23 protein-coding genes and 1 pseudogene are annotated in these 20587 nt (G+C 58.4%); 9 read left to right on the top strand and 15 right to left on the bottom strand.

Annotated elements, in window-relative coordinates; all coding sequences use genetic code 11:
* Positions 1–17: 17 nt before the first annotated feature.
* From AC19YS_RS11640 to AC19YS_RS11600, 9 genes are read right to left on the bottom strand one after another with little or no spacing between them, the layout of a single operon-like run.
* A complete protein-coding gene (locus AC19YS_RS11640) occupies positions 18–2771 on the bottom strand; it encodes a conjugative transfer ATPase (RefSeq protein ID WP_010567730.1) in 2754 nt (917 codons plus the stop codon).
* Positions 2771–3187, bottom strand: a complete 417-nt coding sequence (locus tag AC19YS_RS11635) for a TIGR03751 family conjugal transfer lipoprotein (RefSeq protein WP_010567729.1) — start codon at positions 3185–3187, stop codon at positions 2771–2773. The genes AC19YS_RS11640 and AC19YS_RS11635 overlap by 1 nt, the downstream gene beginning before the upstream one ends.
* Complete coding sequence (locus AC19YS_RS11630; protein WP_010567728.1) at positions 3150–4667, bottom strand: TIGR03752 family integrating conjugative element protein; 1518 nt, start codon at positions 4665–4667, stop codon at positions 3150–3152. The genes AC19YS_RS11635 and AC19YS_RS11630 overlap by 38 nt, the downstream gene beginning before the upstream one ends.
* A complete protein-coding gene (locus AC19YS_RS11625) occupies positions 4657–5469 on the bottom strand; it encodes a TIGR03749 family integrating conjugative element protein (RefSeq protein ID WP_010567727.1) in 813 nt (270 codons plus the stop codon). The genes AC19YS_RS11630 and AC19YS_RS11625 overlap by 11 nt, the downstream gene beginning before the upstream one ends.
* The gene (locus AC19YS_RS11620) at positions 5466–6107 is read right to left on the bottom strand and encodes a PFL_4703 family integrating conjugative element protein (protein ID WP_010567726.1); all 642 of its coding nucleotides are present in this window, start codon (positions 6105–6107) and stop codon (positions 5466–5468) included. Before AC19YS_RS11620 ends, AC19YS_RS11625 begins: the two co-directional genes overlap by 4 nt.
* Positions 6104–6517 carry a TIGR03750 family conjugal transfer protein gene (locus AC19YS_RS11615; protein WP_069551355.1) on the bottom strand — a complete coding sequence of 138 codons (414 nt, stop codon included), beginning with the start codon at positions 6515–6517 and terminating at the stop codon, positions 6104–6106. Before AC19YS_RS11615 ends, AC19YS_RS11620 begins: the two co-directional genes overlap by 4 nt.
* A gap of 7 nt (positions 6518–6524) precedes the next feature.
* Positions 6525–6896, bottom strand: a complete 372-nt coding sequence (locus AC19YS_RS11610) for a TIGR03745 family integrating conjugative element membrane protein (protein WP_069551356.1) — start codon at positions 6894–6896, stop codon at positions 6525–6527.
* 17 nt (positions 6897–6913) lie between these two features.
* Positions 6914–7153 (bottom strand): TIGR03758 family integrating conjugative element protein, encoded by a 240-nt coding sequence (locus tag AC19YS_RS11605; RefSeq protein WP_500601739.1) that lies wholly within the window; start codon positions 7151–7153, stop codon positions 6914–6916.
* Positions 7150–7482, bottom strand: coding sequence for an integrative conjugative element protein, RAQPRD family (locus tag AC19YS_RS11600; protein WP_069551358.1), 333 nt, complete (start codon positions 7480–7482; stop codon positions 7150–7152). Before AC19YS_RS11600 ends, AC19YS_RS11605 begins: the two co-directional genes overlap by 4 nt.
* 426 nt (positions 7483–7908) lie before the next feature.
* Here AC19YS_RS11600 and AC19YS_RS11595 point away from each other — a divergent pair.
* From AC19YS_RS11595 to AC19YS_RS11555, 9 genes and pseudogenes are all read left to right on the top strand, one after another.
* Positions 7909–8494, top strand: a pseudogene (locus tag AC19YS_RS11595) (site-specific integrase).
* An 848-nt stretch (positions 8495–9342) separates the two neighbouring features.
* The gene (locus AC19YS_RS11590; protein ID WP_168224052.1) at positions 9343–10605 is read left to right on the top strand and encodes a reverse transcriptase domain-containing protein; all 1263 of its coding nucleotides are present in this window, start codon (positions 9343–9345) and stop codon (positions 10603–10605) included.
* 104 nt (positions 10606–10709) lie between these two features.
* Complete coding sequence (locus AC19YS_RS11585) at positions 10710–10892, top strand: FmdB family zinc ribbon protein (protein WP_069551361.1); 183 nt, start codon at positions 10710–10712, stop codon at positions 10890–10892.
* A gap of 116 nt (positions 10893–11008) precedes the next feature.
* Positions 11009–11470, top strand: a complete 462-nt coding sequence (locus AC19YS_RS11580) for a hypothetical protein (protein ID WP_069551362.1) — start codon at positions 11009–11011, stop codon at positions 11468–11470.
* Between the two features lie 96 nt (positions 11471–11566).
* Positions 11567–11917 carry a nucleotidyltransferase family protein gene (locus tag AC19YS_RS11575; protein ID WP_069551363.1) on the top strand — a complete coding sequence of 117 codons (351 nt, stop codon included), beginning with the start codon at positions 11567–11569 and terminating at the stop codon, positions 11915–11917.
* 17 nt (positions 11918–11934) lie between these two features.
* Entirely contained in the window at positions 11935–12639 is a 705-nt protein-coding gene (locus AC19YS_RS11570; protein ID WP_069551364.1) for a hypothetical protein, read from the top strand.
* 43 nt (positions 12640–12682) lie between these two features.
* Positions 12683–13078, top strand: a complete 396-nt coding sequence (locus AC19YS_RS11565; RefSeq protein ID WP_141718204.1) for a Rap1a/Tai family immunity protein — start codon at positions 12683–12685, stop codon at positions 13076–13078.
* A gap of 11 nt (positions 13079–13089) precedes the next feature.
* Positions 13090–13905, top strand: coding sequence for a hypothetical protein (locus AC19YS_RS11560; RefSeq protein WP_141718205.1), 816 nt, complete (start codon positions 13090–13092; stop codon positions 13903–13905).
* Positions 13906–14038: 133 nt separating this feature from the next.
* Positions 14039–14422: a hypothetical protein gene (locus AC19YS_RS11555; protein WP_500601735.1), complete on the top strand. Its 384-nt coding sequence runs from the start codon at positions 14039–14041 to the stop codon at positions 14420–14422.
* Between the two features lie 339 nt (positions 14423–14761).
* Here AC19YS_RS11555 and AC19YS_RS11550 read toward each other — a convergent pair whose 3' ends face one another.
* The 6 genes from AC19YS_RS11550 to AC19YS_RS11525 form a co-directional block, all read right to left on the bottom strand.
* Positions 14762–15742 (bottom strand): integrase domain-containing protein, encoded by a 981-nt coding sequence (locus AC19YS_RS11550; RefSeq protein WP_010565126.1) that lies wholly within the window; start codon positions 15740–15742, stop codon positions 14762–14764.
* Between the two features lie 138 nt (positions 15743–15880).
* A complete protein-coding gene (locus AC19YS_RS11545) occupies positions 15881–16609 on the bottom strand; it encodes a TIGR03747 family integrating conjugative element membrane protein (RefSeq protein ID WP_500601734.1) in 729 nt (242 codons plus the stop codon).
* A 40-nt stretch (positions 16610–16649) separates the two neighbouring features.
* Complete coding sequence (gene traD, locus AC19YS_RS11540) at positions 16650–18809, bottom strand: type IV conjugative transfer system coupling protein TraD (RefSeq protein WP_010565128.1); 2160 nt, start codon at positions 18807–18809, stop codon at positions 16650–16652.
* 9 nt (positions 18810–18818) lie between these two features.
* The gene (locus tag AC19YS_RS11535; RefSeq protein ID WP_010565129.1) at positions 18819–19334 is read right to left on the bottom strand and encodes an integrating conjugative element protein; all 516 of its coding nucleotides are present in this window, start codon (positions 19332–19334) and stop codon (positions 18819–18821) included.
* Complete coding sequence (locus AC19YS_RS11530; RefSeq protein WP_010565130.1) at positions 19331–19879, bottom strand: lysozyme family protein; 549 nt, start codon at positions 19877–19879, stop codon at positions 19331–19333. Before AC19YS_RS11530 ends, AC19YS_RS11535 begins: the two co-directional genes overlap by 4 nt.
* A complete protein-coding gene (locus tag AC19YS_RS11525) occupies positions 19861–20580 on the bottom strand; it encodes a TIGR03759 family integrating conjugative element protein (protein WP_500601732.1) in 720 nt (239 codons plus the stop codon). The genes AC19YS_RS11530 and AC19YS_RS11525 overlap by 19 nt, the downstream gene beginning before the upstream one ends.
* Positions 20581–20587: the final 7 nt, after the last annotated feature.

The raw sequence follows: 20587 nt of genomic DNA, 5'->3' as shown, positions 1-20587 counted from the left end.
GGCCTGAATAGATTCCCCTATGCGAGTTCTATTCCTCGCGCTCTATCGATCAGTTCCGCTACCCGATACGCCGCTTCCAACTCAGAGCAGCCGTTCTCCTGCATCAGTGTCCAGCGCTCGGCTTTTTCCTCGGGCTCCGTCATGGCCAGGGCGAGATAAAGACTTGGCGGCACGGCCCGAAACAGCGTTTCGAGCTTCTTCGATAGCACGACCCCCTCAGTGTATTTTCCCGGCTCCTTGCTGGCGGAGAGCAACAAGGCTTTCTGTGCCGGCGTGAGTTTCTTGAACCGTGCGATTTCTTCGATTTCCGCGGGCGGCATGTTCAAACAAATCCACCATTCGATCATGTTGAGCATGGTCTGCGCGGCCGTGGGGAAGTCGGCCAGGTTCTGTGTGGCGAGCCAGAACCAGGCACCGAGTTTGCGCCACATCTTCGTGCCCTTGACCACGAATGGCGCCAGCAGCGGGTTCTTGGTGATGATATGGCCCTCGTCGGTGACCATGACGATCGGTCGACCCAGGTACTGGTCGCGCTCGGCAAGGTTGTTCACGGTGTTCATCAGGCTGATGTAGCTAATGGACATCTGGGCTTCGTAGCCTTCGCGAGCATAGGTGGCCAGGTCGACAATGGTCACATCGCTCTCGGGCCAAGGCGTGCCCTCGCGATCGAACAGTTCCCCTTCGAAACCCTGGCAAAACAGGTCGATGGACTCGCCCATTTCCTGGGCACGCTCACGACGCTTCTCCGGCAAGTGCGTGTCAGCGGCGACGTGCAGCAAGGCGTCGCGCACGTCACGGGTCAGTACCTGGCGACCCGCCGCGACACACGTTTGCGCCGCATCCAGGATGCATTCGCGGATCAAGCTACGATCGGCTCGACTCAGGCGGGCTTCTTCCTTGGCCTCGCCACCGGTGATCATCAGGCGAGCGGTGATTTCCAATTCGCCGAGAACATCGCGCTGGTCTTCGCGACTGGCTACCGCCTCATCGTCCAGCTCATCGATCGACAGACTCGCCACCTGATCCGGCTGCTCGACCAGGCGCCAGGCATCGGCGAACGGGGCGAGACTGACCGAGGCGCCAGGTTTCAATTGGACCTTGTTGACCGACAGGCCCTGTGTCGCGAAGTAGTCGCCCTGCAAACCGAATGAGTTGCCGGCCTCGACGATATACAGGCGAGGGCGGTACACGGCCATGACCTGCATCAACAGGGTGACCAGGGTGGCCGACTTGCCGGCACCGGTGGGGCCGAACAACAGCAGATGACCGTTCATGGCCCGGTCCAGACGTGACAACGGATCAAAACTCAACGGCGAGCCACCACGATTGAACAGGGTTATGCCCGGGTGGCCGGTGCCCGTGCTGCGGCCCCACACCGGAACCAGATTCGCCAGGTGCTGGGCGAACATCAGGCGGGTGTACCAGTTGCGCGTGTCGCAGGCCGGGTTGTACGCCATTGGCAACCAGCGCAGGTAGCTGTTGCAGGCGGCGACCTCGTCGCCTTCACGTACTGGTTGCAGCCCCGCACCCAGCAGCGCGCTGGCCAGGCTGACCGAGCGCTGGTGCAACTGCTGTTCATCGTGACCGCGCACGTAGAACGCCAGGGTGCCACGGTACAGCTTGTGCTGGCGGCCGATGATCGCGCGAGCCTCTTCGACATCCTGGCGGGTTTGGGTCGAGGCCAGGTTTTCACCGATGGCTTTGCGCGCTAGGCGGTTCAACTGCTCTTCGAGCACATCCTGCGGTTTGACCACCAGGGTCAGGCTCATCACCGTACCTTCGGGTAACTGGTCGAACAGCGCATTCACCGCGTCACCCTTGCGGGTTTCGCCAGTGAGTTGGCCAATCAGTGGCGCCCGCCGCAGTTTGTCCACCACCATCACCCGATGGGGTTGATCGTCGAAAAACCAGAATCCGTGCGGCACATCCGAACGCGGCTCATTGAAGAACAACCGCTCGGCGAAATCGTGATCGAAGGGCAGTTCCAGCGACTCATCGTTGCCCGACTCCGGGTAGGCCACGCGGCGATAGAACTCCTCGGGCGATTCATCGGTGAGCTTGGGGGTTGGATTGAACCAGGGCACTAACCAGGCATATAGGCCTCGGCCATCGACTCGTGTCGATTGCACCCCGCACGCCTGCAACGAAGCACCGATACGTTCGCAAGCCTGTTGCAGGGATTGCACCGGGCTGAGTCCCGTCTCCTCATCGCCAGACCCGAGCCAGCGATAAACCACCAGGCGCACCCGGCGGTTGTTGCCACGCCAGGGCAGGCGCGTCACCACCTTGTCCTCAAACAGCCCACCCGGCTTGGCGATGGCCTTCAGATGACGGCGGCTGAGTTGCAAATACGCCTCGGTGAAGACGGTGCCTCGCGCGCTGTCCTGAATATAGCTAGTGAGCCGATTGAGGTAGGGGGAGAAGTCGTTGTCGTCCTGACAGAAAAACTGCGCCACCCACGGCGCTTGGTCCAGCTCGTCAAAGCTATCCTGCAGGGCATCCTCGAGGGCATCGCGGGCGGCCATCAACCAATCGGGTTCGCGCCCTTCAGTGCCAATGGGCAGCAACTCGAACACGGCACCCACCGAGCGGTTGTCATCCAGTAGAAAACACTGCTCGGTGTCGAGGTATTCGACCCATGGCAGGTGATCGGTGAAGCTGGGGTTATGCGCATAGAGTGCAGCTTCATCGGCCAAGGTGGCGCGAGGGCGCAATGGGTGGCGCCAGGCTTTCCATGCAGAAGTGCGGTTGCCCGCATCGCCGGCACGCACTACAAGTCTTCCTGACGTTCACCGGGTAATGCGTACTGCACCCGTTGGTAGAACGGAAAGACGGTCGAGTAACCCGGAACCGGAGCCTGCTCGGTACCACTCAAATGCGGATACACGTACAGCACCAGATCGGGATTGGGCAGGCGCGGGAACAGGTTGCGGATCTCGTTCGCCGCTGTGCGCGTGTACGGTTCCTGGAGAGCCGCGGAGACATCTGCCTGAGCCAGCGGGCGGCGTAACTGCTGTCGAGCATCCAGCAGTTGCTGCTGAGTGCCTTGCGAACCGGCGCCGTTCCAGATATCCATCATGGTTTGCTCGCCATGGGGCAGCAGCGTGTCTTTGTCGGTGGAACACCCCGTCAGGACCCAGCAGAGCGAGCTAATCCAGGTCAGGCAGAGAAGCATGGTCTTTTTCATGGCGAACGCTCCGGCCCTTGGGCTCGTAGTCGATGGTGATCTCATGGTCGAGGTGCAGTGCGACCTGTGCTGCAGGTGGTACGTACACGGCAGCAAAGGCTTCGCCATACAGTTTGTTCACCCACTCGCGGATGTCGCTGACCCCACCACTGAGAATTGAATTCAGTGCGCTATTGCCACTGCTGCTGGTGACTCCGAGCGTACTGCCGCCCGAACTGATCACACTACTGTTGTTCCGCTCATCCTCGAGCAGCGCTGCGACACCGGCACCGGCGGCAGTGATCAGGCTCTGGCTGCCGAGGTATTGCTGGGCGTTCGAGCGGCGCTCGCCAGCGATGCAAGGAATGCCGTACGGATCGGACAGGTAACCGAGCCCGCCACGTATCTTGTCGGTGTTCGAGTTCTTGTTGGTGGAGGCATTGCGGCTGGCTACTGCTTTCGGCTGCGGCACTGTGCGGATGGTGCCATCGGTAAACACAAAGGTGATTGACTCGACCTGTCCGCGTACGCAAGACAGGGTCCAGTCACCGGACGCCGTGCCGCTCATTACGGCACCCGCAACGTCCGGCAGGTCGATGCCGTTGGCTGTTAGGTTCTCGGGGCCGACCAGCACCTTGAAGGGATAGGGATCATTCACGGTGCCGTCTACCGGGACTCGGCCGATCAACGCGGTCATGGCGACCGAGCCCATCAGCGTGGCGTTTTCGGGAATGGTGTAGACCGGTTTCGCGTCTTCGGAACGATCAACGGATCGCGTGAGGTCACGCTCACCCTGGGTGACTGCACGTAGCTGTTTCTGGCTGCGATCATTCGCGTTATCGTTCAAGCCTTCCAGTGAGTTGAAGGCGGTAGGCAGACTCAGTGCGGAAGAGATCTTGGTTTTGCCTCGGGCGTTGGTGGGCGGAGCATCCGAGGGCTCAATCCACTGCAGCGCATCATTGGCAGAATGCTGCCCGTCGAACTGAGCTCCGTCGCCCGGCTCAAGCCCCAATCCTATTGGCATATCCTTGCCTTTGCCGGTCAGCCCCGACAACTGGTCCTGCAATTGCGTCAGCAGACCGCGAGCCTGACGACTGTCTTGTTCCGCTTTGAGCCGGGCCTCGTTGGCTTGTCGGCGACCTTCGTCGACCTGCTGGGTCACGCTGCCAAGCGCCGTCTGGATACGCGAATCGACACTGTTTTCCCGCTCGCGCAGGCGGTTGTTCTCCGTCAACAGCGACTCGTTGTGTTTCTTCAACCCGAGCATGTCGCTACGCATGGCCTTCACCTGGCCGACCAGGGTGGCGACCGTGTCGCGCGGGGTATCGCCCGCAATGCCGAGCGACTTGGCTTGCTCGGCGGATAACTGAATATTGCCCTGATCAACCGGGTGCTCTGGAGAGGGCGTGCTGCCACCCGCGACCCAGCTTTTCAGGATGATCACCACCACGGCCAGCAGCGCAGCCGGTACCAGCCATTTGAGCAAGGCGTTAGCCTTCATCATCAGCACCTCGCGCAACGGGCGGAAGCAGCACGGCGTGTTCGAGGCCAGCACCACGGGTGACGAGGTAGGCAATCGTGGTGTCTTCCGCACTGCCGACCGGCCCGAGAAAAGCATGCTGGAAGGCTGCGGCGAACAGCTTGGCCTGAAGCCGGCGCGGATCGAGTTGCACCGTCTCTGAACCACGATTGCGCAACTTCACCGCTGTCACCCAGTAATCACCGAGTCGCCAGGTGGCGATGGGTGTGCTGGAAACGTTTTCGCTCGGCAGCAGGGTTGGCAGTTCGCTGCGCAGCTTGAGCGGTAGGCGGCGTACGCCGGGCAGGGATTCTACGGTGCGCAGCGGCGCGTACAGGCTCTGTGCGGCATAGCGCGTTAAAGCGACCGGGATCGGCGTGCGTGCTGGAACAGGGACAGTGCTAGATTCTGCCTCGGCAGCCTGCGCCGGAGCATTCTTAAGAATACGCACGGGCTCCAGCGGTTGATCGCCAGGTGTGGCCGCGATGTCCAGGAGGATGACCTCGCCCGTCGCGACCGATTGCAGTTGCAGGCGGGTCGGTGCAATGGCGTCCGACGCGCGCAGGTACAACGTGCCGCCGGTTGATTGCACGCGCAGCTTGCCCGTCAGGGTTGAGGGCACACCGACTCGAACATCTTCATCGATAAAGACCACCCGCTCTTGATTGATCACCAGAGGGACCGCGAGGGGAAGGCGTTCCCAGTGCATCAGCTCGACGGCCTGCACTGCAGCTTCCCATAATATTAGTGCGACGGTGAGCCCCAGGGTAGAAATCCGCTTCATGGCTCACCTCCAGGCAGGGCGATTTTTTGCGGCGTGCCCTGATAACAATCCAGTGCCAGCCCCCACTTATTGCGTTCGGGATCCAGGTCAAAACGCACCACGCGTAATGGATAACGCACCACCACTCGTTTCACCGGTTCGGCGGCGTAATACTCATCGGCGTTGAGGTCGAGCTTGACCAGCCAGCTGTCGCGATCGAGTTGCTTGACCCTGAGTTCCGGATCTTCGCTGTAGCCTCGGCCCAGAATTTCGTAGACGCCACGCACCCGCTGGCGCAACTCGCCAGCGGCCTTGCGGTACTCGTAGTCGCCATCGAGGAAGGCTTTGCAGGAGGGTGTCAGGTAGGACTGCAAGCCATAGATGGCGCGGCGATAGTCCTGCTCGCCATCTGAGGGCCAGCGGTTGAGCTGGCCAAAGATGTACAGGGCAAAGGCATAGACATTCTCTGAGGGGATATCCCACCACTTGCGCGTGCTGCCCGAGCGCAGATCTGGGGGGACATGCACGGTCAGATCGGTCGGTGCCGAACGCCAGCCGTACCAGAGCCCGGCACAGACCAGGGCAAGGATCATTACCGCCAGACGCAGGCTGAAGATATGCGCCTGTTGGGCATCGACCTTGTTTCGAAATCGGCTCATGGCTGCCACCGGGACAGGGCAGGGCGCAGTCGACGCGAACGGCGAACCGTCCAGGCGCCGGAGTGGAGAATCAAACTTCCGCGCCCCAGGTGCCAACGGCTGGCGAGTACCCATTCGAGTTTGCGGTACAACCAGGTCTCGGGGCGAGCCCGTTTGGCCCGGCGCAGTAGCGTGCCACCGGCAAATAGCACCAGCGCCATGCCTGCGATCATGCCGGTCGGCGCTACGGCAATGGAAGCGGTGGCAATCGCTAGAGGAACGCCCAGCAGTAGGCCAATGACGGCGCCGGTGCCGAGTGCTACCCACATCTCATCATTGGTCAACCCGCGCAATACGGCGGGATCACGATTGAGTCGCTCTGGGAGAAAGACCAAGGTGCCGTCGGCCAGGCGTTCGATAGTGTCGTTCATGCCAACCTCACAGAATCGCGGCCGCCTTGGTCAAAAACCAGATGATGATCACCACCAACAGGGCACCGATGCCGACTACAGCACCCAAGTCCTTCCAGGTCTTGCGCTGGTTCTGCACGTCGGCATAGACGGTCAGCGAATGCCAGGCCACACCGAGAAAGGCGAGCAGGGCGATCAGCAGACCCAGCAGGATGCCGCCGTCGTAGGCGTAGTTTTTGATCGTCTCGATCAAACCAGATCCTTCGCCACGCGAAGGGGCTTCCATGGTCGGGAGTTCGGCAAAAGCCAGGCTTGGACCGAGCACCAGCAACAGACCGATCAAGCGCAGGTTCGCACGATCACGCAGGTTGTTTTTCAGGGGGACAAGGCACTTGAGCATGACGGCGATCTCCTGGTTTAGGAAAGGGTGAAGAACATCAGAACCAACAACGCGAGCAACACGCGTGCAGTGCTGCCACCGAACAAGCCGAAGCGCACACTGCCTGTCGCCCATCCCCGGTAAGCCGTCCACATCACCCAGGTACACCAAAGCAAAGCCAGGACGAGAACCAGGGACAGCCACAGTGTCGAACTGCTTTGCGCCGAAAAGCCGGAGGCGTTTTGAAAAGCGGAGCTCTGAGCGTCAGTCATGCTCATGGCGACGGCTCCGCGGGCAGTGCGTCCAGACGGTAATCGCCGACCAATTCAGTAGCATCGCGGGGTTGAGCGCGAGAGGGGGACATATAGCCCTGCACCCCCTGGCGAATACGTTGGATGTCCTTAGACAGACGGAGATAGTCGAAGCGATAGCGCTCGACTGGTTCAGCCGTGCTGGCTGCCTCAGCTCGTGTCGCAAGGCGTTCGATGGTGTCGAGTTGCCGCTGGATAAGGCTGAGTTGATCCTGCTCATGAGCCGAGGCGGCATAGCTGCTGCCGTGAACGATAGCCAGCGAGAGTAGTAAGCAGCGAAAGACGGTAGTCGGCATGATGCTGTCCCATATGGAGCTGGGAGCAGAATCAAGTCAAAGGTCGAATTATTCCGTAAGAAACCTGAGGTCTAATGAATCGCTTTTTCTGGGGAGGTACTGGAGATGTTTACTTACAGCTATGTGGTCCTTCGATCTTTGATGGAGGGAGTGGTTGAGGCTCTAGGGAAATTCCACTCTCGATGAGCTTCGTTGATGACGATATCGTCACAACCCATTTTCCGTGAACAGCACGGCACGCGGGCCTGTAAGCTATTCAGGAGGCCCGCTGCCAACTCTCTCAGGATCGTCCGCGATTCGTCACCACTCCTGACAGAGAACCCCATGACTGCACCCATCCGCCGCGCAACATCTCTTCGCCCAGGGCAATTCAAACACCTGATCCGCGTTGCATCCGTTACTGGCCGTCTGCCAGAGCGTGACGTGATGCTTTTGTGGCTCACACACACACCACTGGGATTCGCGTCACCGAACTGGCCTTACTGGAGGTCGCAGACGTGCTGTACCCCAGCGGAGCCATCAAGCCCGAGGTGTATCTACGAGCAGACATCACAAAGGGTTGCCGACCGCGCAATGTGTACCTGACACATGCTCGATGCCTTGCGGCCCTGGACGGCTGGACGGCTGGATCGCGGTTCGCTTGCGACGACGCTGGGGCCTTTCCGGCGCTGACGAATACCGGGGCCTGCGCCCAGGTTCAAAGCTGGTTACCACACACAAGGGCCAAGCCTTTGAGCTGGCATTCAAGCACCGCGAGTTGAACAGTGGGTCGGAGGTGTACCGGGCCTGTGATTCACTCCAGCAGGCGATCAGCCGGCTCTACCGGCAGACCGGTATCAAGCAGGGGGCATCGCACAGCGGCAGACGCTCACTCGCGGCAAAGGTGTTGGCCGCGACAGGCGACGTTGAGACCGTACAAACCATTCTTGGCCATTCCTGCCTCGATCACAGCAAGCCGTATCTGAGCGTTGACCAGCTTGTTATCCGTAGGGCATTTGAGCTTGCGCTGTAGACGACTATCGCTAGCGTTAGAGTCTGGCGCCTGATTGGGGGCATTCACTTTCGCGATATTTTTTAAGCGAATAGTCTTGTGGACCCAATCCTCATCCTATCGCTTTCCAATAAACGAGCCGCCAAATAGATGGCTTTTGGCCGCATGGCTGATTAACATCGGGATGCCTCGCCTGCTTGCTGGTGCAGCCGCCTCACAGCACTGAACCAAGTTTGACAGACGCCAGCCATCTCTCTTCGGAGGTTGTTGTCCGGGTCGCGACCAAGATCGCCGTTAAGGCTTCGCGGTCTCCCGAAGGTAAAGGGCACCGCTCGACTGCTGCGTCAATAACCGTAACTCTGTCTGTACGTTGGGGTCACCAGACGGTTAGCAGCTTTATTTTCAGCGCGGTGTTCGATGTTCAGCCGCATGGCGCGCGCTTGACCGCGAAACCCAAAAAGGTACGATTTGCACCTTGGCGGGGCCTTCGGAGGACAATATGCGGTCGTGCAAAAACGTGCCAACCTGGCGCATGGCGCGAGCTTAACCGCGAGGCCCAAAAAGCTACGATTTATCGTATTTTGACGGAATCTTTGGGGGTAATCATGCGTTTATGCAAAAACGTGCCAGCTTGGCGCTCGCCGCATCACGGAGTTTCGTGACTGCGATCAGCCTCGCCTGCTTGCTGGTGCAGCCGCCTCACAGCACTGAACCAAGTTTGACAGACGCCAGCCATCTCTCTTCGGAGGTTGTTGTCCGGGTCGCGACCAAGATCGCCGTTAAGGCTTCGCGGTCTCCCGAAGGTTGAAGGTCCCCTGTAGCAGTTGGGTGAGAGTTCACTGGTGTCTCCCAACAAACAAGGAGTTTTTGTGGCCTCGTCGCTTTACCGTAGAATCTACAGCGGGGATTCGTTGTATTCGGCCTGGAGGAAGGTCAAAGAAAGCGCCTTTTCTTCATCATCCGAAACTATCCGAAACGAAGCCAAGGATTTCGAGAGCCAACTCCCCAAGTCGCTTTCCGACATCCAGCGCGCGCTATCCAAGAAGACCTTTACCTTCCAAAAGCAGACCGGCGTGGCAAAAACCAAAGCCAACGGAAATTCTCGCCCGATTGTGCTTTCACCTATACCCAACCGGATCGTCCAGCGGGCTCTACTCGACGCCTTATCCCGTATTAAGTTCGTGAAAGAAACGCTGGCTACCCCTACGAGCTATGGGGGCATAAAAAACAAACGGGTCTCGATGGCGATAGCCGACGCCAAAGCAGCCATTGCCAAAGGAGCCGCCTACCATATCAGGTCAGATATCGCCGAGTTCTTCACTAGAATTGACAAGGCCCGTGTGATGAGACTCGTGGCCCCTCACATCAAATGCGCAGACACAGTTGCTTTATTTCAAGCAGCTATCACCACAGAGCTTGCGAACATTGACGTGCTTCGGCGACAGGGTCTCGATGAGATTTTCCCCATTGGGGTGGAGGGTGTAGCCCAGGGATCTCCCCTGTCGCCACTCATAGCCAATTTGTACCTCCACGACTTCGACAAAACCATCAACGATGGTGAGGTCACTTGCCTTCGGTACATCGATGACTTCCTGATCCTCGGGAAGGACATGGGCTGTGTGGACCGTGCTTTTAGCAAAGCACAGACTGAGCTCAAAAAGCTCTCACTTGAAGCATACCGGCCCTTAGCAACAAGCGACAAAGCTTCAAGGGGCCTTACAGCTAAAGGATTCGATTTCTTGGGCTGCTTCGTTTCGGCAGGATTGGTCCAGCCATCTACAGCTACGAGGGAGCGATTCAAGAAACGGATCAAATCCGATTTAGACGCATCGATACGCATGATGAAATTCAGTGTCGAAGCTGGAGATATATCCCCAAAGGGGTCCTACTCTGGCGCGCTACAGAATCTCGACCGAGTAATCCTGGGTTGGGGAAAGGCCTTTTCCTTCTGCAGCAATGGCCAGTGGATAAAGAGCCTGGATGACTACATCACAAGTACATTGGCGCAGTATGAAATAGAGAAAGCGAATCTCTTTCAAAAAACAAATGGCACGGCTCAGCGTAGGATGTTGGGGGTAAGGCTGCTTGCAGCGGTCCACTCGGAGCGCCCTGAGCCAGCGCAGGGCATTTGAAATTGCCTAATGCAGGGCCGTAAATCTCACCGGTGACAACATCCTTGGCATGAGCTTGCGGCTTTGCAGCGTGATTTGCAGCGTCAGGTCTAGGAAAATCGACCATGCCGACCACCAACACCCCGTTTGTGCTGTATGTGTACCGCTGCACCGTTTGTGGCAATGCAGGCACGTTGCATCTGCCTGAATCAGCGCCCGAGGTGACAACAGCCTGCTCCGCGTGCGGTGCCGAAGTACGGGTCGAATGGGACGGCGGCGTAGAGCTGACCACCAACGAACCCGAATGACGGAAAATCCCGCGACACTTCATCTTGTGTCGCCGGCAGCTGCGATCGACACCACATCTAGTGGTACAGAGGAAAAACCCCTGATCGACTACTGAGACCCTTGAGGACCTGAACTTATGCTCCAGCCCACGGTAACAGATGAAATCGTCTCGGCCTTAGCGACGAACGACATACCTGGCCGCAGATTCAAGGCGATTTTCGATTACCTCCTTGAGCAAGGCCTCAAGCCGGAAGGTAAGTCGAATTCCGGAACGCTGGTGTTCCAGCATCGCGATACGGATGGCAACTTTATCGACGTGCTCGCTTTCCGCCGCAAGCTCGAGGATGTTCTTTCGTTCCCGCGCTCGTACTGGGGCAGCCGTTCAGATCGACGCGAGGCGCTGTGCAAACCGTTCGATTATTCAGAAAGTCCTTCGGTGGCGACTGGGGTGGTGGGCTATACAAATTACTCAAGCGGGCAGCTTGCGATCAAGTCGATCACCCAGGAGCGCGTCATGGCTGTTTGCGTCGCCGTGTGCAGCGATCTGAAAAGAGGTGATGAAGCATCGGCCACGGCAGTTGCCCTATTGAGTGAGTGATGCTGGATAACCTGATGATTCCGGCTGTTGCAGCAGGTGTCAGCGCCGCCGTGTACTTCACCTTCGGCAAGTGCGCCGGGAAGTAGGAAAAGGACCATGAACATTGAGACTATGGCAGCAGCCGTCGCGAAATGGGCCAGCTCCGAGCCGCTAATTCGAAAGGCGTATCTCTTTGGCAGCCGAGTTCGTGGCGCGCATAAGCCAGACAGCGATCTGGATGTTGCGGTCGAGATTTTCACCTTGCAGGGCGATAGCAGTCCATTTACTACCTGGACCTGTGAAGCGCAGCGCCTCAAGGCCTCGATAGCTGGAGTTGTTCCTGTGATCATCGATCTTGATTGGTATGGGGGTGAGGTAGAGACGCCCCGCATCCATCAGGCTTTAGAGCAGTCAAGTGTCGTGGTCTATAACGTTGAAAATTCCACCTCAACCATCCCGACCAACTGATCAGGGAAAATCTAACCATGGCACAATTTCCACGCCCGATTTACGTCGATACGCGCAGCAACGTCATGATCGGTGGGAAAAGCTCAGAACAGACTGAAGCTGACCTCGCTGCGGGGGTTGCCCGTGTGGGTGGGTTCTTTCGTGAGCCAAGCTACTTTGAATCCTACTTGCACGCCGCACAGGCGCTGATCGACAAGGGAAGGGCTGACGGGAATCTTGATGACTTGGGCATGCCGGCGTTCTACCTACAGCGTCACACTTTGGAACTGCTCTTGAAGTCGGTGCTGAGTTGGCTCCATAGCATTGATGATCTAAAGAAACGGATACTCAATGTTAATTTTCAGCCAGACCTCGACGCACGCGATAAGAACGTGAATAAGCACAGTCACCGAAAGCTTCTAGATATGGTGCTAGCTGCGGCCAAGGAGCTTGAGTTGCCGGAGCCGCCTTCAGAGCTGGAGACTCTCGTGGAGAGGTTCACGAGTTTTGAACAGACAGGTACGTGGGCTCGCTACAGCTCATCCCGAATGCGCGGGCATGAGAAAGTCCAGCATCTTGAAAACGAAGTAGTGATCCCACTTGTAGATCTACAGTCATCCCTGGCAGATCTGGCAGCAAGGGTGATTTCTAGAGACCTGGATGCACACAGCTACGAAAACGTTCTCGTCGACGAATGGGACTACCTGAACCAGCAGGTAGAAAACATGCGATCGTGCAACTGATGTAGACCGCCAATTTTCATTTCCGTGATCGAGGGAATGCGCAATGAATATAGGCTTCAGAGCTGTATCGTTAACGGTTATTGCAATGCTTTCACCTTGCGCCATTTCAGCTGCTGAACTGGCTCCTGGCGTACTTGATGCCCAATGGTTGGTGAAAAACTGCGGTTCAATTCCCCAAGGCTCAAGCAAACCTAGTGGTATCGGAGCTGCTGCGGAAGCTGGAGCCTGTATTGGATATCTCGGTGCGCTTGCAGAAACAGCACCGCTTCTGAACCGTGTTGTGCCTGCAAATGCTCAAGTGTGTACGCAAGGTCAGGTCAAACCTGCTGCCCTGGCACAGGTCGTCCTTGACTACATCAAAAGGCGACCCGCCGTAGCAGGTGATCCACGTCTTGTGGTCTCACTGGCTGCTCTTTCTGAAAAATATCCGTGCCGATAGGACAGTTCGCAATGCGTGAGGTAACGGAAAAAAGGACAACAGATATGGAAGATGTTCGGGCAGTCGAGTTGTACGCTGAGTTCCGAAGGAGCTACCAGACAAAACGGGTAACCATCTCTGTTTCGAGCCCTGACTTAGCTGACGATCTGACGATGCCCGCATTCCCGATGATGTTCCACCAGGCTGTCTCAGACCCTCTCCGGGAAATGTCGAGAAGCACGAATGACTTCCAGCGTTGGATCAACATGCTCGCGGCCTGGGAGCCGATATACGAAGCCTGCAATCAAGATGAAAAGCTGAGCATTCTAGGCGAACACATTGCGCCCATCTCCGCTCTGGTACTGGGCGCCCCACAAGCTCTACGGGGCCGTATGATATTTGCGGCTGCAACCGGATGTGGTCATGCAAATTATCACCTGTCAGGTACTCGGCCTGATCTGCAATGGAATGGCTCTGGCCATCTGACAATGAGTGTTGCGTCGCGGATTGGCCAGCCATGGGCGAAATGGCGGCAATTGGCCCCAATCCTGGGCGAGTTGGGTAGAGGCTCAATCTCCGAAGACACGGATGACTACCGTAATCAACGGGAACATGGCCATCCCCGCAACATTGGAATGGGACTTACGGCTTCCGTATCCGTGACGGAGGATGCTGGCGGCCGAAGCTGGGGTTTCGGTTCCAAGGAAGCAATACCGCTTGAAACGGTCATTAATGTCGCAGTGGGTCAACATGCAGTTGTCGTCAGGGCCTACGAAGCGCTCTGCGACCTTGCACATGAACAATTCGAGGCCCTGATGGTGTTTGACCGAACCAACACCGCCACGTAGCAGCACAAGAACGACCTTGGCAAACACAACTGAATCCACGGAAAAGCCGCTCCACCGCCAGCCCGCCAATGCGCGGGCTAAGCCCGTAGGAGGGGACCACTTTCGCGTCCACGTTTACAAGGGGATCAGCATTATGAGCACTGCTACCTGCCGCATCTGCGGGCTTCTTTATGTGTCGTCTTTGGTAGAGGATCAAAAAACTCACGCTGCTATTCATAAAAAGCTAGCAAGCGGTTCACAGCCGCAGAAGGTTCGGGACTTTTCCAAAGCCTTTGGCTGGGCGGTAGCTCATAACGATGGCGGTCTTGAGCGAATGAAAGATCAGCATGACCCTGAACTCGGTAAGCTGGTAGTCGCATTTTCTTGGTGGAGTCGCGCTCTTTCGAATGGTGTCCAGGTGAAGGACTTTGACAGTTACATGGAGGCTCACCTTGCATTTGCCGATTCACTCGTCAGTGGTATAGACGTGGATAAAACCAGCGCAGCGATCAAAAAATGGGAAATGTTCGCAGGCTGATCACCAGCTAGAGGAAACCACGGCTATGACCATGCGCACATATGAATACTTTGCTTGCCCCAACGGCCACCAGGGCGAAGAGAAAACCACCGAGAACGATCAGCCATATTCGAAGTGCTGGGAGAGTATTTCGATCAAGGGCCTCAGAAACGGGCCATATGGCAGCTATTTATGCGAAGTGTGCGGGTTGCTGATGTCTCGCGTCCCGAAGCCATCCGCATAGGAAACGACCATGCCATTCCCAAAGATCCACCAGCACAATTCACACGTCACGGCCGATCCGATCATGTCGGACTATGTTCGCGAGCAGTAGCAACGGCTTCATATCGAATGGCTTACTCATGTTCGACCACCAATGTAAGTCGATAACAGGTCGATAAGGCCGAGTCCCAACTCGTAGCTGATTTGCACTCGGGCATCCTGATCTAGGCGTCGGTCGAGTTGGTAGCAACGGCCACCGTTGATGGGCGCAAGATGATGAGTGCTCTGTTCATAGCGTTCGCACGCATAGGCGGCCCGAAGCTCGTGGAAGCCTTTGAGGTTGTGCGAATGGAGCATCTCTCGTGCGGGGCGGACGATTTGCCGTTGTAAATCGACATAGCTTTCGTTCGGTGCAAGCAGATTGCGGCTACCGTTGGGTGAAACCTGTTCGGCAAATTTCAGCGCGTCACGAATAGGATCATTTACCGTAATCCAACGAAGCGCCGACGCACGTGAGCGGCCACCTTGGATGCCATCTCGGATGTTGATTTTGCCGTAGTGTTCGGTCTCATGTTTTAGGCGCGGTAGGTCGGCCAAAATGGCCTCGCGCAAGCGCATGCCGGTGGCTCGCGCCAACTGAACGATGGCCGCCGCGCGTGGCATTTGGTGTTCGCAGAGCACGTCGACGATCGGCTTCACCTGCTCATGGTCTTGGCCTTGCGGCGTCGAGCGACGAACACTGGTACGCCGCATTCCCAAGGCCTTACTCGGGCTCGGCACCGCCACAGACTGATCGCCGCGAAGCGCCGCCATAGTCCGGTTCACGCTGGACAACCGGTTTTGCGCGGTGGCGATGCCGATAGCGCCTTGTTCAACTAGTTGGCGCAGATGCCCTGCGTAGTCCAGCAAGGTCTGCCGATCTATCTGTCGCGCATCGTTAAACCCCGGCCCATCCTCCGAACGACACCAGCGGACAAACGCCTGCCAGCGATCACTGTGCGCCTTGACCGTGGCGTAATGCCCACCACCAAAAAGATCGCGCAAGGCTTGCGGTCCGGCATAACTCAGTTGTCGGCCATAGCCAAAATTGCGCCCATCTCGTCTACCAACCAATGCCATGATCAAACTCCTCTCGAAGCCAAACACCTGTGAGGGTTGTCCACTAACGCGAGACTGGCGGCTCCTTACGACCGGGAGCTTGGGCCTCTCAAGAGCTGGCCTCCTGAACACTTCCGCAGATAAGCATTCGTGTCGCACTCAGAGATATTTTTTGAATGTCGCCGTCGTGATGGCCATGGCGACCCCGAGCATCACGGCGCAAGGCAGAAGTACCGCCATTGGGTTGAGCGAAAAGGGTTGGGACAGGTAAAGAATCCAGGGCACGATCAGCAGTGGGATGACCGCTCGCTTGGCCCGATGATAGACAAAGCTGCTTTCGCGCCCAGCGCCGAATTTCCGCAGGTCGCGGCGCATCAAACCATCGATGAAGCCGGTGAACATGGCCAGCAGAAGCAGGGGGGTCGCCAAGACCAGAATGGTCAGACGCACCACGAAAGTGAAAGTGACATACACCGCCGCCAGTACAAAATCCTCGATGCTCACATACAGCTGATTGAGCCCGCTCCAGAAGCGGTTGTCCTGGCTAGACGCCCGCGCCTGCTGGGCGAAATCCGTAAAACCGGTCTTGACCAGTAACCACTGCTGGAGGAAATCCAGCCACTGGACAATCGTCTGTCCAGGCTGTTGGATAATCAGTGAGGATGTGAAGTGCTCACTGAGCCAGCCCAGTTCGCTGCTCAGCATCGCCTGACTGTGTCGCCGGCCTTGATCACCCCAGAACAGCAGCAGACCGGCCCACTCGATCAGAATCGAGAACAGCAATGAGGCGATCAGCAAACCGATGACGTGCAGGACCAGGTTAATCGCCGAGACGATTAGCCCTGGGCGCTGGATGGGTTGCGGTGGAGGGTTCTGAGCTGAAGTCATCCTTCTTGACTCCGCGAGATGCACTGCAGGGCTGACGGTGTCATGGGGCCTCCTGAGCAGGAACACTTGCATCCACCGCTGAAGAAGTGCGTGGAGGCGTAACCCGATCTGGATCGAAGTCGAGCGTCGGGCCGCCACCGCTTGCGCTCCACCATTGTCTCGCCTGCTCGTTGTAGGTCGCCCGCATCCGCTGAGTGAGTTCCTGCAGGTCCTTGGGCATGGCATCGTCGTTGGAGGGTTTTGGCAACGGCATGCGGACTTTCCAGAGCTGGCCACCGGCCTGGAAGGAGAACATCTGTCCCTTGGGTAGACTGACGATATGCGCTGGCTCGATCAGCGGCACACTGGTGCTGCTGACACGGTCCTGCGAGGAGGAGGTGAAATCCGTGTTGGCTTCAGGATCGGAGGTGTCGGTGGCGCCGGACACCAGGGTCTTGGTCAGCACGTTAACCTTGGGCAACTGCTGGGTGAGCAGTTCAGCAGTGGCGGTTTCGCGCACCCGCAGCATCTGCAGGGTGTTGAAGTTGCCAATAACCTGGCCAGCTTTGGCGCGGTTGCCGATTCGCGCTTCGATATCGCTGAGGGTCTGGGTGTAGGCCGTCACCTGGATGCCGGCCCCGCCGCCCTTGTTGATCAGCGGGATGAATTCATCGCCCATCAACTCGTTGAACTCATCGGCGTGCAGGTTGATCGGTAGCTTGTCGGCGCTGCTGCCAGCGGTAGGCAAGCCATGGTCGATGCCGTGTTTGTAGATGTGTCCGGCGACCGAGACCAGATCGGCGAACATGGAGTTGCCCACGGCAGCGGCGACCTCGGCATCGGTCAGTGCATCCAGGCCGACGTAGACGATGCCGCGCTTACGGATGATCTGTATCCAATCGAAGATCGGTCGTGGGTCATTCAGGTCGGTGTAGTTGGGGGCCAGCAGTTGAGAGGTCTTGCCGGTGGTGAGTTTCTCCAGCAGCGGCAGTAGGGAGGCAACGATTTTGTCGAAGTAAGTACGGTCATATCGCACCGCCGAACGCAGTCCATCCAGTACCGGATCAAATACCCGCTTCACCGCCAGGTACTGCTCGATCGCCACCACGCGCTTTTCGCGCCCGATCATATGCCGGGGAATGTTTTTCTCGGTGAGTTTGCCTTCAAACTGGACGATCACTTCCCACGCCTTCGGGTCAGTTTTGGCGAAAAACTGCTGGGCGTATTCGATGAACAGTGCGTCGATGTTGACCACATGCCGTTGGATCTGCAGGTAGTCTGGACGTCGGCCTAGCTCGATCAGCGCTCGGGCGATGATGTTGACGAAACGCCAGGCGAACTCGCGAAAAGCCGCAGAGTTACCTTCACCGCTAAGCTGCCCGGCGATGCGTGACGCCACTTCCGAGATACGACCGAAACGTCCCACGGCGTTGTAGCGGGCCGAGATTTCTGGCCAGCCCAGATGGAAGACATAAAACTCCTTCTCCCGACCGGCACGTTTGGCTTCGACGTACATCCGTTTGAGCAGGTCGGCATCGCCCTTCGGATCGAAGACAATCACTACCTCGTGTTCAACGCGGTGTATGTCCTGGGTGATGTACACCTCGGCGAGTCGCGTTTTGCCGACACGGGTCGTGCCCAGCACCAGGGTGTGTCCGACCCGTTCGCCCAGCGTCAGGCTGACTTCCGTTTCGTTGGGTTCGACCCCATGCAACAGCGGCGAACCACCGACCGGGGGCAAAGGCCGCAACGGATTGAAGGCGCTGTCCCAGGCCGTGACACGCGCCAGTGACGAGAGCGGAAACGGTGCATGCTCCAGGCGGCGTTCGAGTTCACGTGCCAGCCGGTAACAGGTCGGTTGGTCGACATAGTGGGCGACCGCCGGATCCTGGGCTTCGACCAGGCGCTGGGTGTGCAGGTGTGTCCAGCGAAAGCCGCGCCCCATAAACAAACGCTTACGGCTGACTGGAATCTGTCGGCTGGTCAGTTCGTAGCGGGGCAGCCGACGGATATTGCGCCGATAACGCAGCACCTCCCAGGCTTGTCGCAGCCGGATCAGGCCGAACAGGGCATAGGCCAGCGCCGCAACCAGACCGATCTCGGGTGACAGGGCCACAGCCCAGGGCGAGTACACGCACAACACCGTGGCAGCGATGCAGATCGCTACGGTGTACAGCTCCACCGCTGGCCGGAGCTTGGACTCCATCGCATGCTCGGCCATGACCTGGACTCACTGTTCCAGTGAGGTGGCAGTGATCAAGACGGGATAGTGCTCAATCTGCAGGCGGGTGGCGATGTCGTTGCCGTTGACCGGCAGGATGGTAATGCCCGGAGCGGCTGCTCGAATCCGGGCCAGGGCTTCATTATCGGCCACTTCGACGGCGAGGCCAGCCGCGCCCATTTCCTGCAGTTCAGTCGCGCGTTGACGCAACCAAGCCAGCGACTGGGGATCGTCACCGACCAGGACAAATGGCCGCAAACCAGGCATGCTCAGGGCGCGAGACATGATCTGGCCGGGGCTCAAGTGAAAGCTGCGGACGGGCAGTATCCAGGCTTCATCGGCAAACGTGGACAGGTCCGCATGCATGACCCGATCAGGCTGGATCTTGTTGTTTATTGGCGGCCTGGAAACTTGAAAATGGGGCCGGGTGACGTCGCTCGGCTGATCCTCGGCAACGCTCAGTTCCGGCTGGGCGAAAGGTGCCAAGAGCAGGATGAGATAGCAGGTAAGGGATATTCGCTTCATGGTGGTGTGCCTTGTTCGAAGGAAACCAGCAACCGTTCGAGTTGCCGGGAAAAACCTGCGCGGTAACGCGCGGCGGGCGCTCCTCCTGCCGGGCGGTGATAGCGTCCGGCAGCTGACACCCAATCACCGGTGGCGGCGTGATGCTCCTGCAACAGCGCGGCGGTTACGGCGAGATTTCGGTAGGGATCGAGGGCTTCGCAGGGACTGGAAAAACGTTGCCCGTGGTAACCCAGGTTGGTTTGTCCAAGACCGACATCGACCCGCTTGGCGTCATGCAGGGCGAGCGCCTGAAGCAAGGCGTGACAGGCGGCCTGGCGAGTGGCGAAGTGGTAGGGTGTTCCGGCGATGTTCAGGGTCCAAGGCCAGGGCAGCAGTCGACCACGGACGCGGATACCACTCTCCTGCAGGGCAATCGCGAACAGCACCGTAGAAGGGATGTCGGCGTCATGCGCCGCCAATTGGTAGGCAGGAGGCGGAAGTTCGTCAGCCTGGACGGCGAGCATTGTCAGCAGGAGCGCAATACCACTCAGTCGAGGCGTTGCCATTGTCCATTCACCTGTTGAAATGTGGCAGGCAATGGCCCCGGGGCACCCAGGTTGAACCAGCGACCACGGTCATGGTTCAAGGTGATCTGCCGGCGTTGGACCTTGACCGGATCGATGTCCGCTTGCCGAGCCCAGCGACGGACGCGTTCATCCTCGCCTTGGCTGCCCACCAGGTAGATATCGAACGCCGTGTCGCTGCTTTGCAGACGCTGCGCTTCGTCGGTGCACGTCTGGCAGTGGTCCTCCACAAACAGGGCCTGGCGCGACATGACCGATGAGCTGGCAGGGGGTGGGGACGCCATGCCCTGGATCGGCAGCAGCCCGGGAAACAGCTTGGTCCAGGCCGCGGTGTAAGCGTTTTGGTAAGCCAACTCGCGCTCGGCGCGTTTGGCTTCCAGCACTATCTGTAATTCGGCATAGCGCTGGCGCTCTTGGTCGGTCTGGGCTTCGACCCCGAGTGCGGTCAACGGATCGAGGTTCGGGCTCCAGAAACCGCGCGGGCCGGCTTGGATCTGTTCGAAGCGCGTCCACTCCTGCTCCGTCAGACCCCAGCTCGTCGCCTGTTCAGAGTCAGAGCGCCCCAGGGGAGCGGACTGCGTGTCCTGGATCCGTGACTGTGTCGCGACGGGGTTGCCCACCGCAGCGCCCATGGCCAGTAGCGAAGCGAGACAGACAACGGTGGGCAGTAGCGCTCTGTTCATGATCACT

The organism is Pseudomonas sp. MF08831, assembly GCF_059862645.1.
The sequence above is the reverse complement of the archived record's forward strand: the minus strand, read 5'-3'. Positions and strand labels throughout refer to the sequence as shown.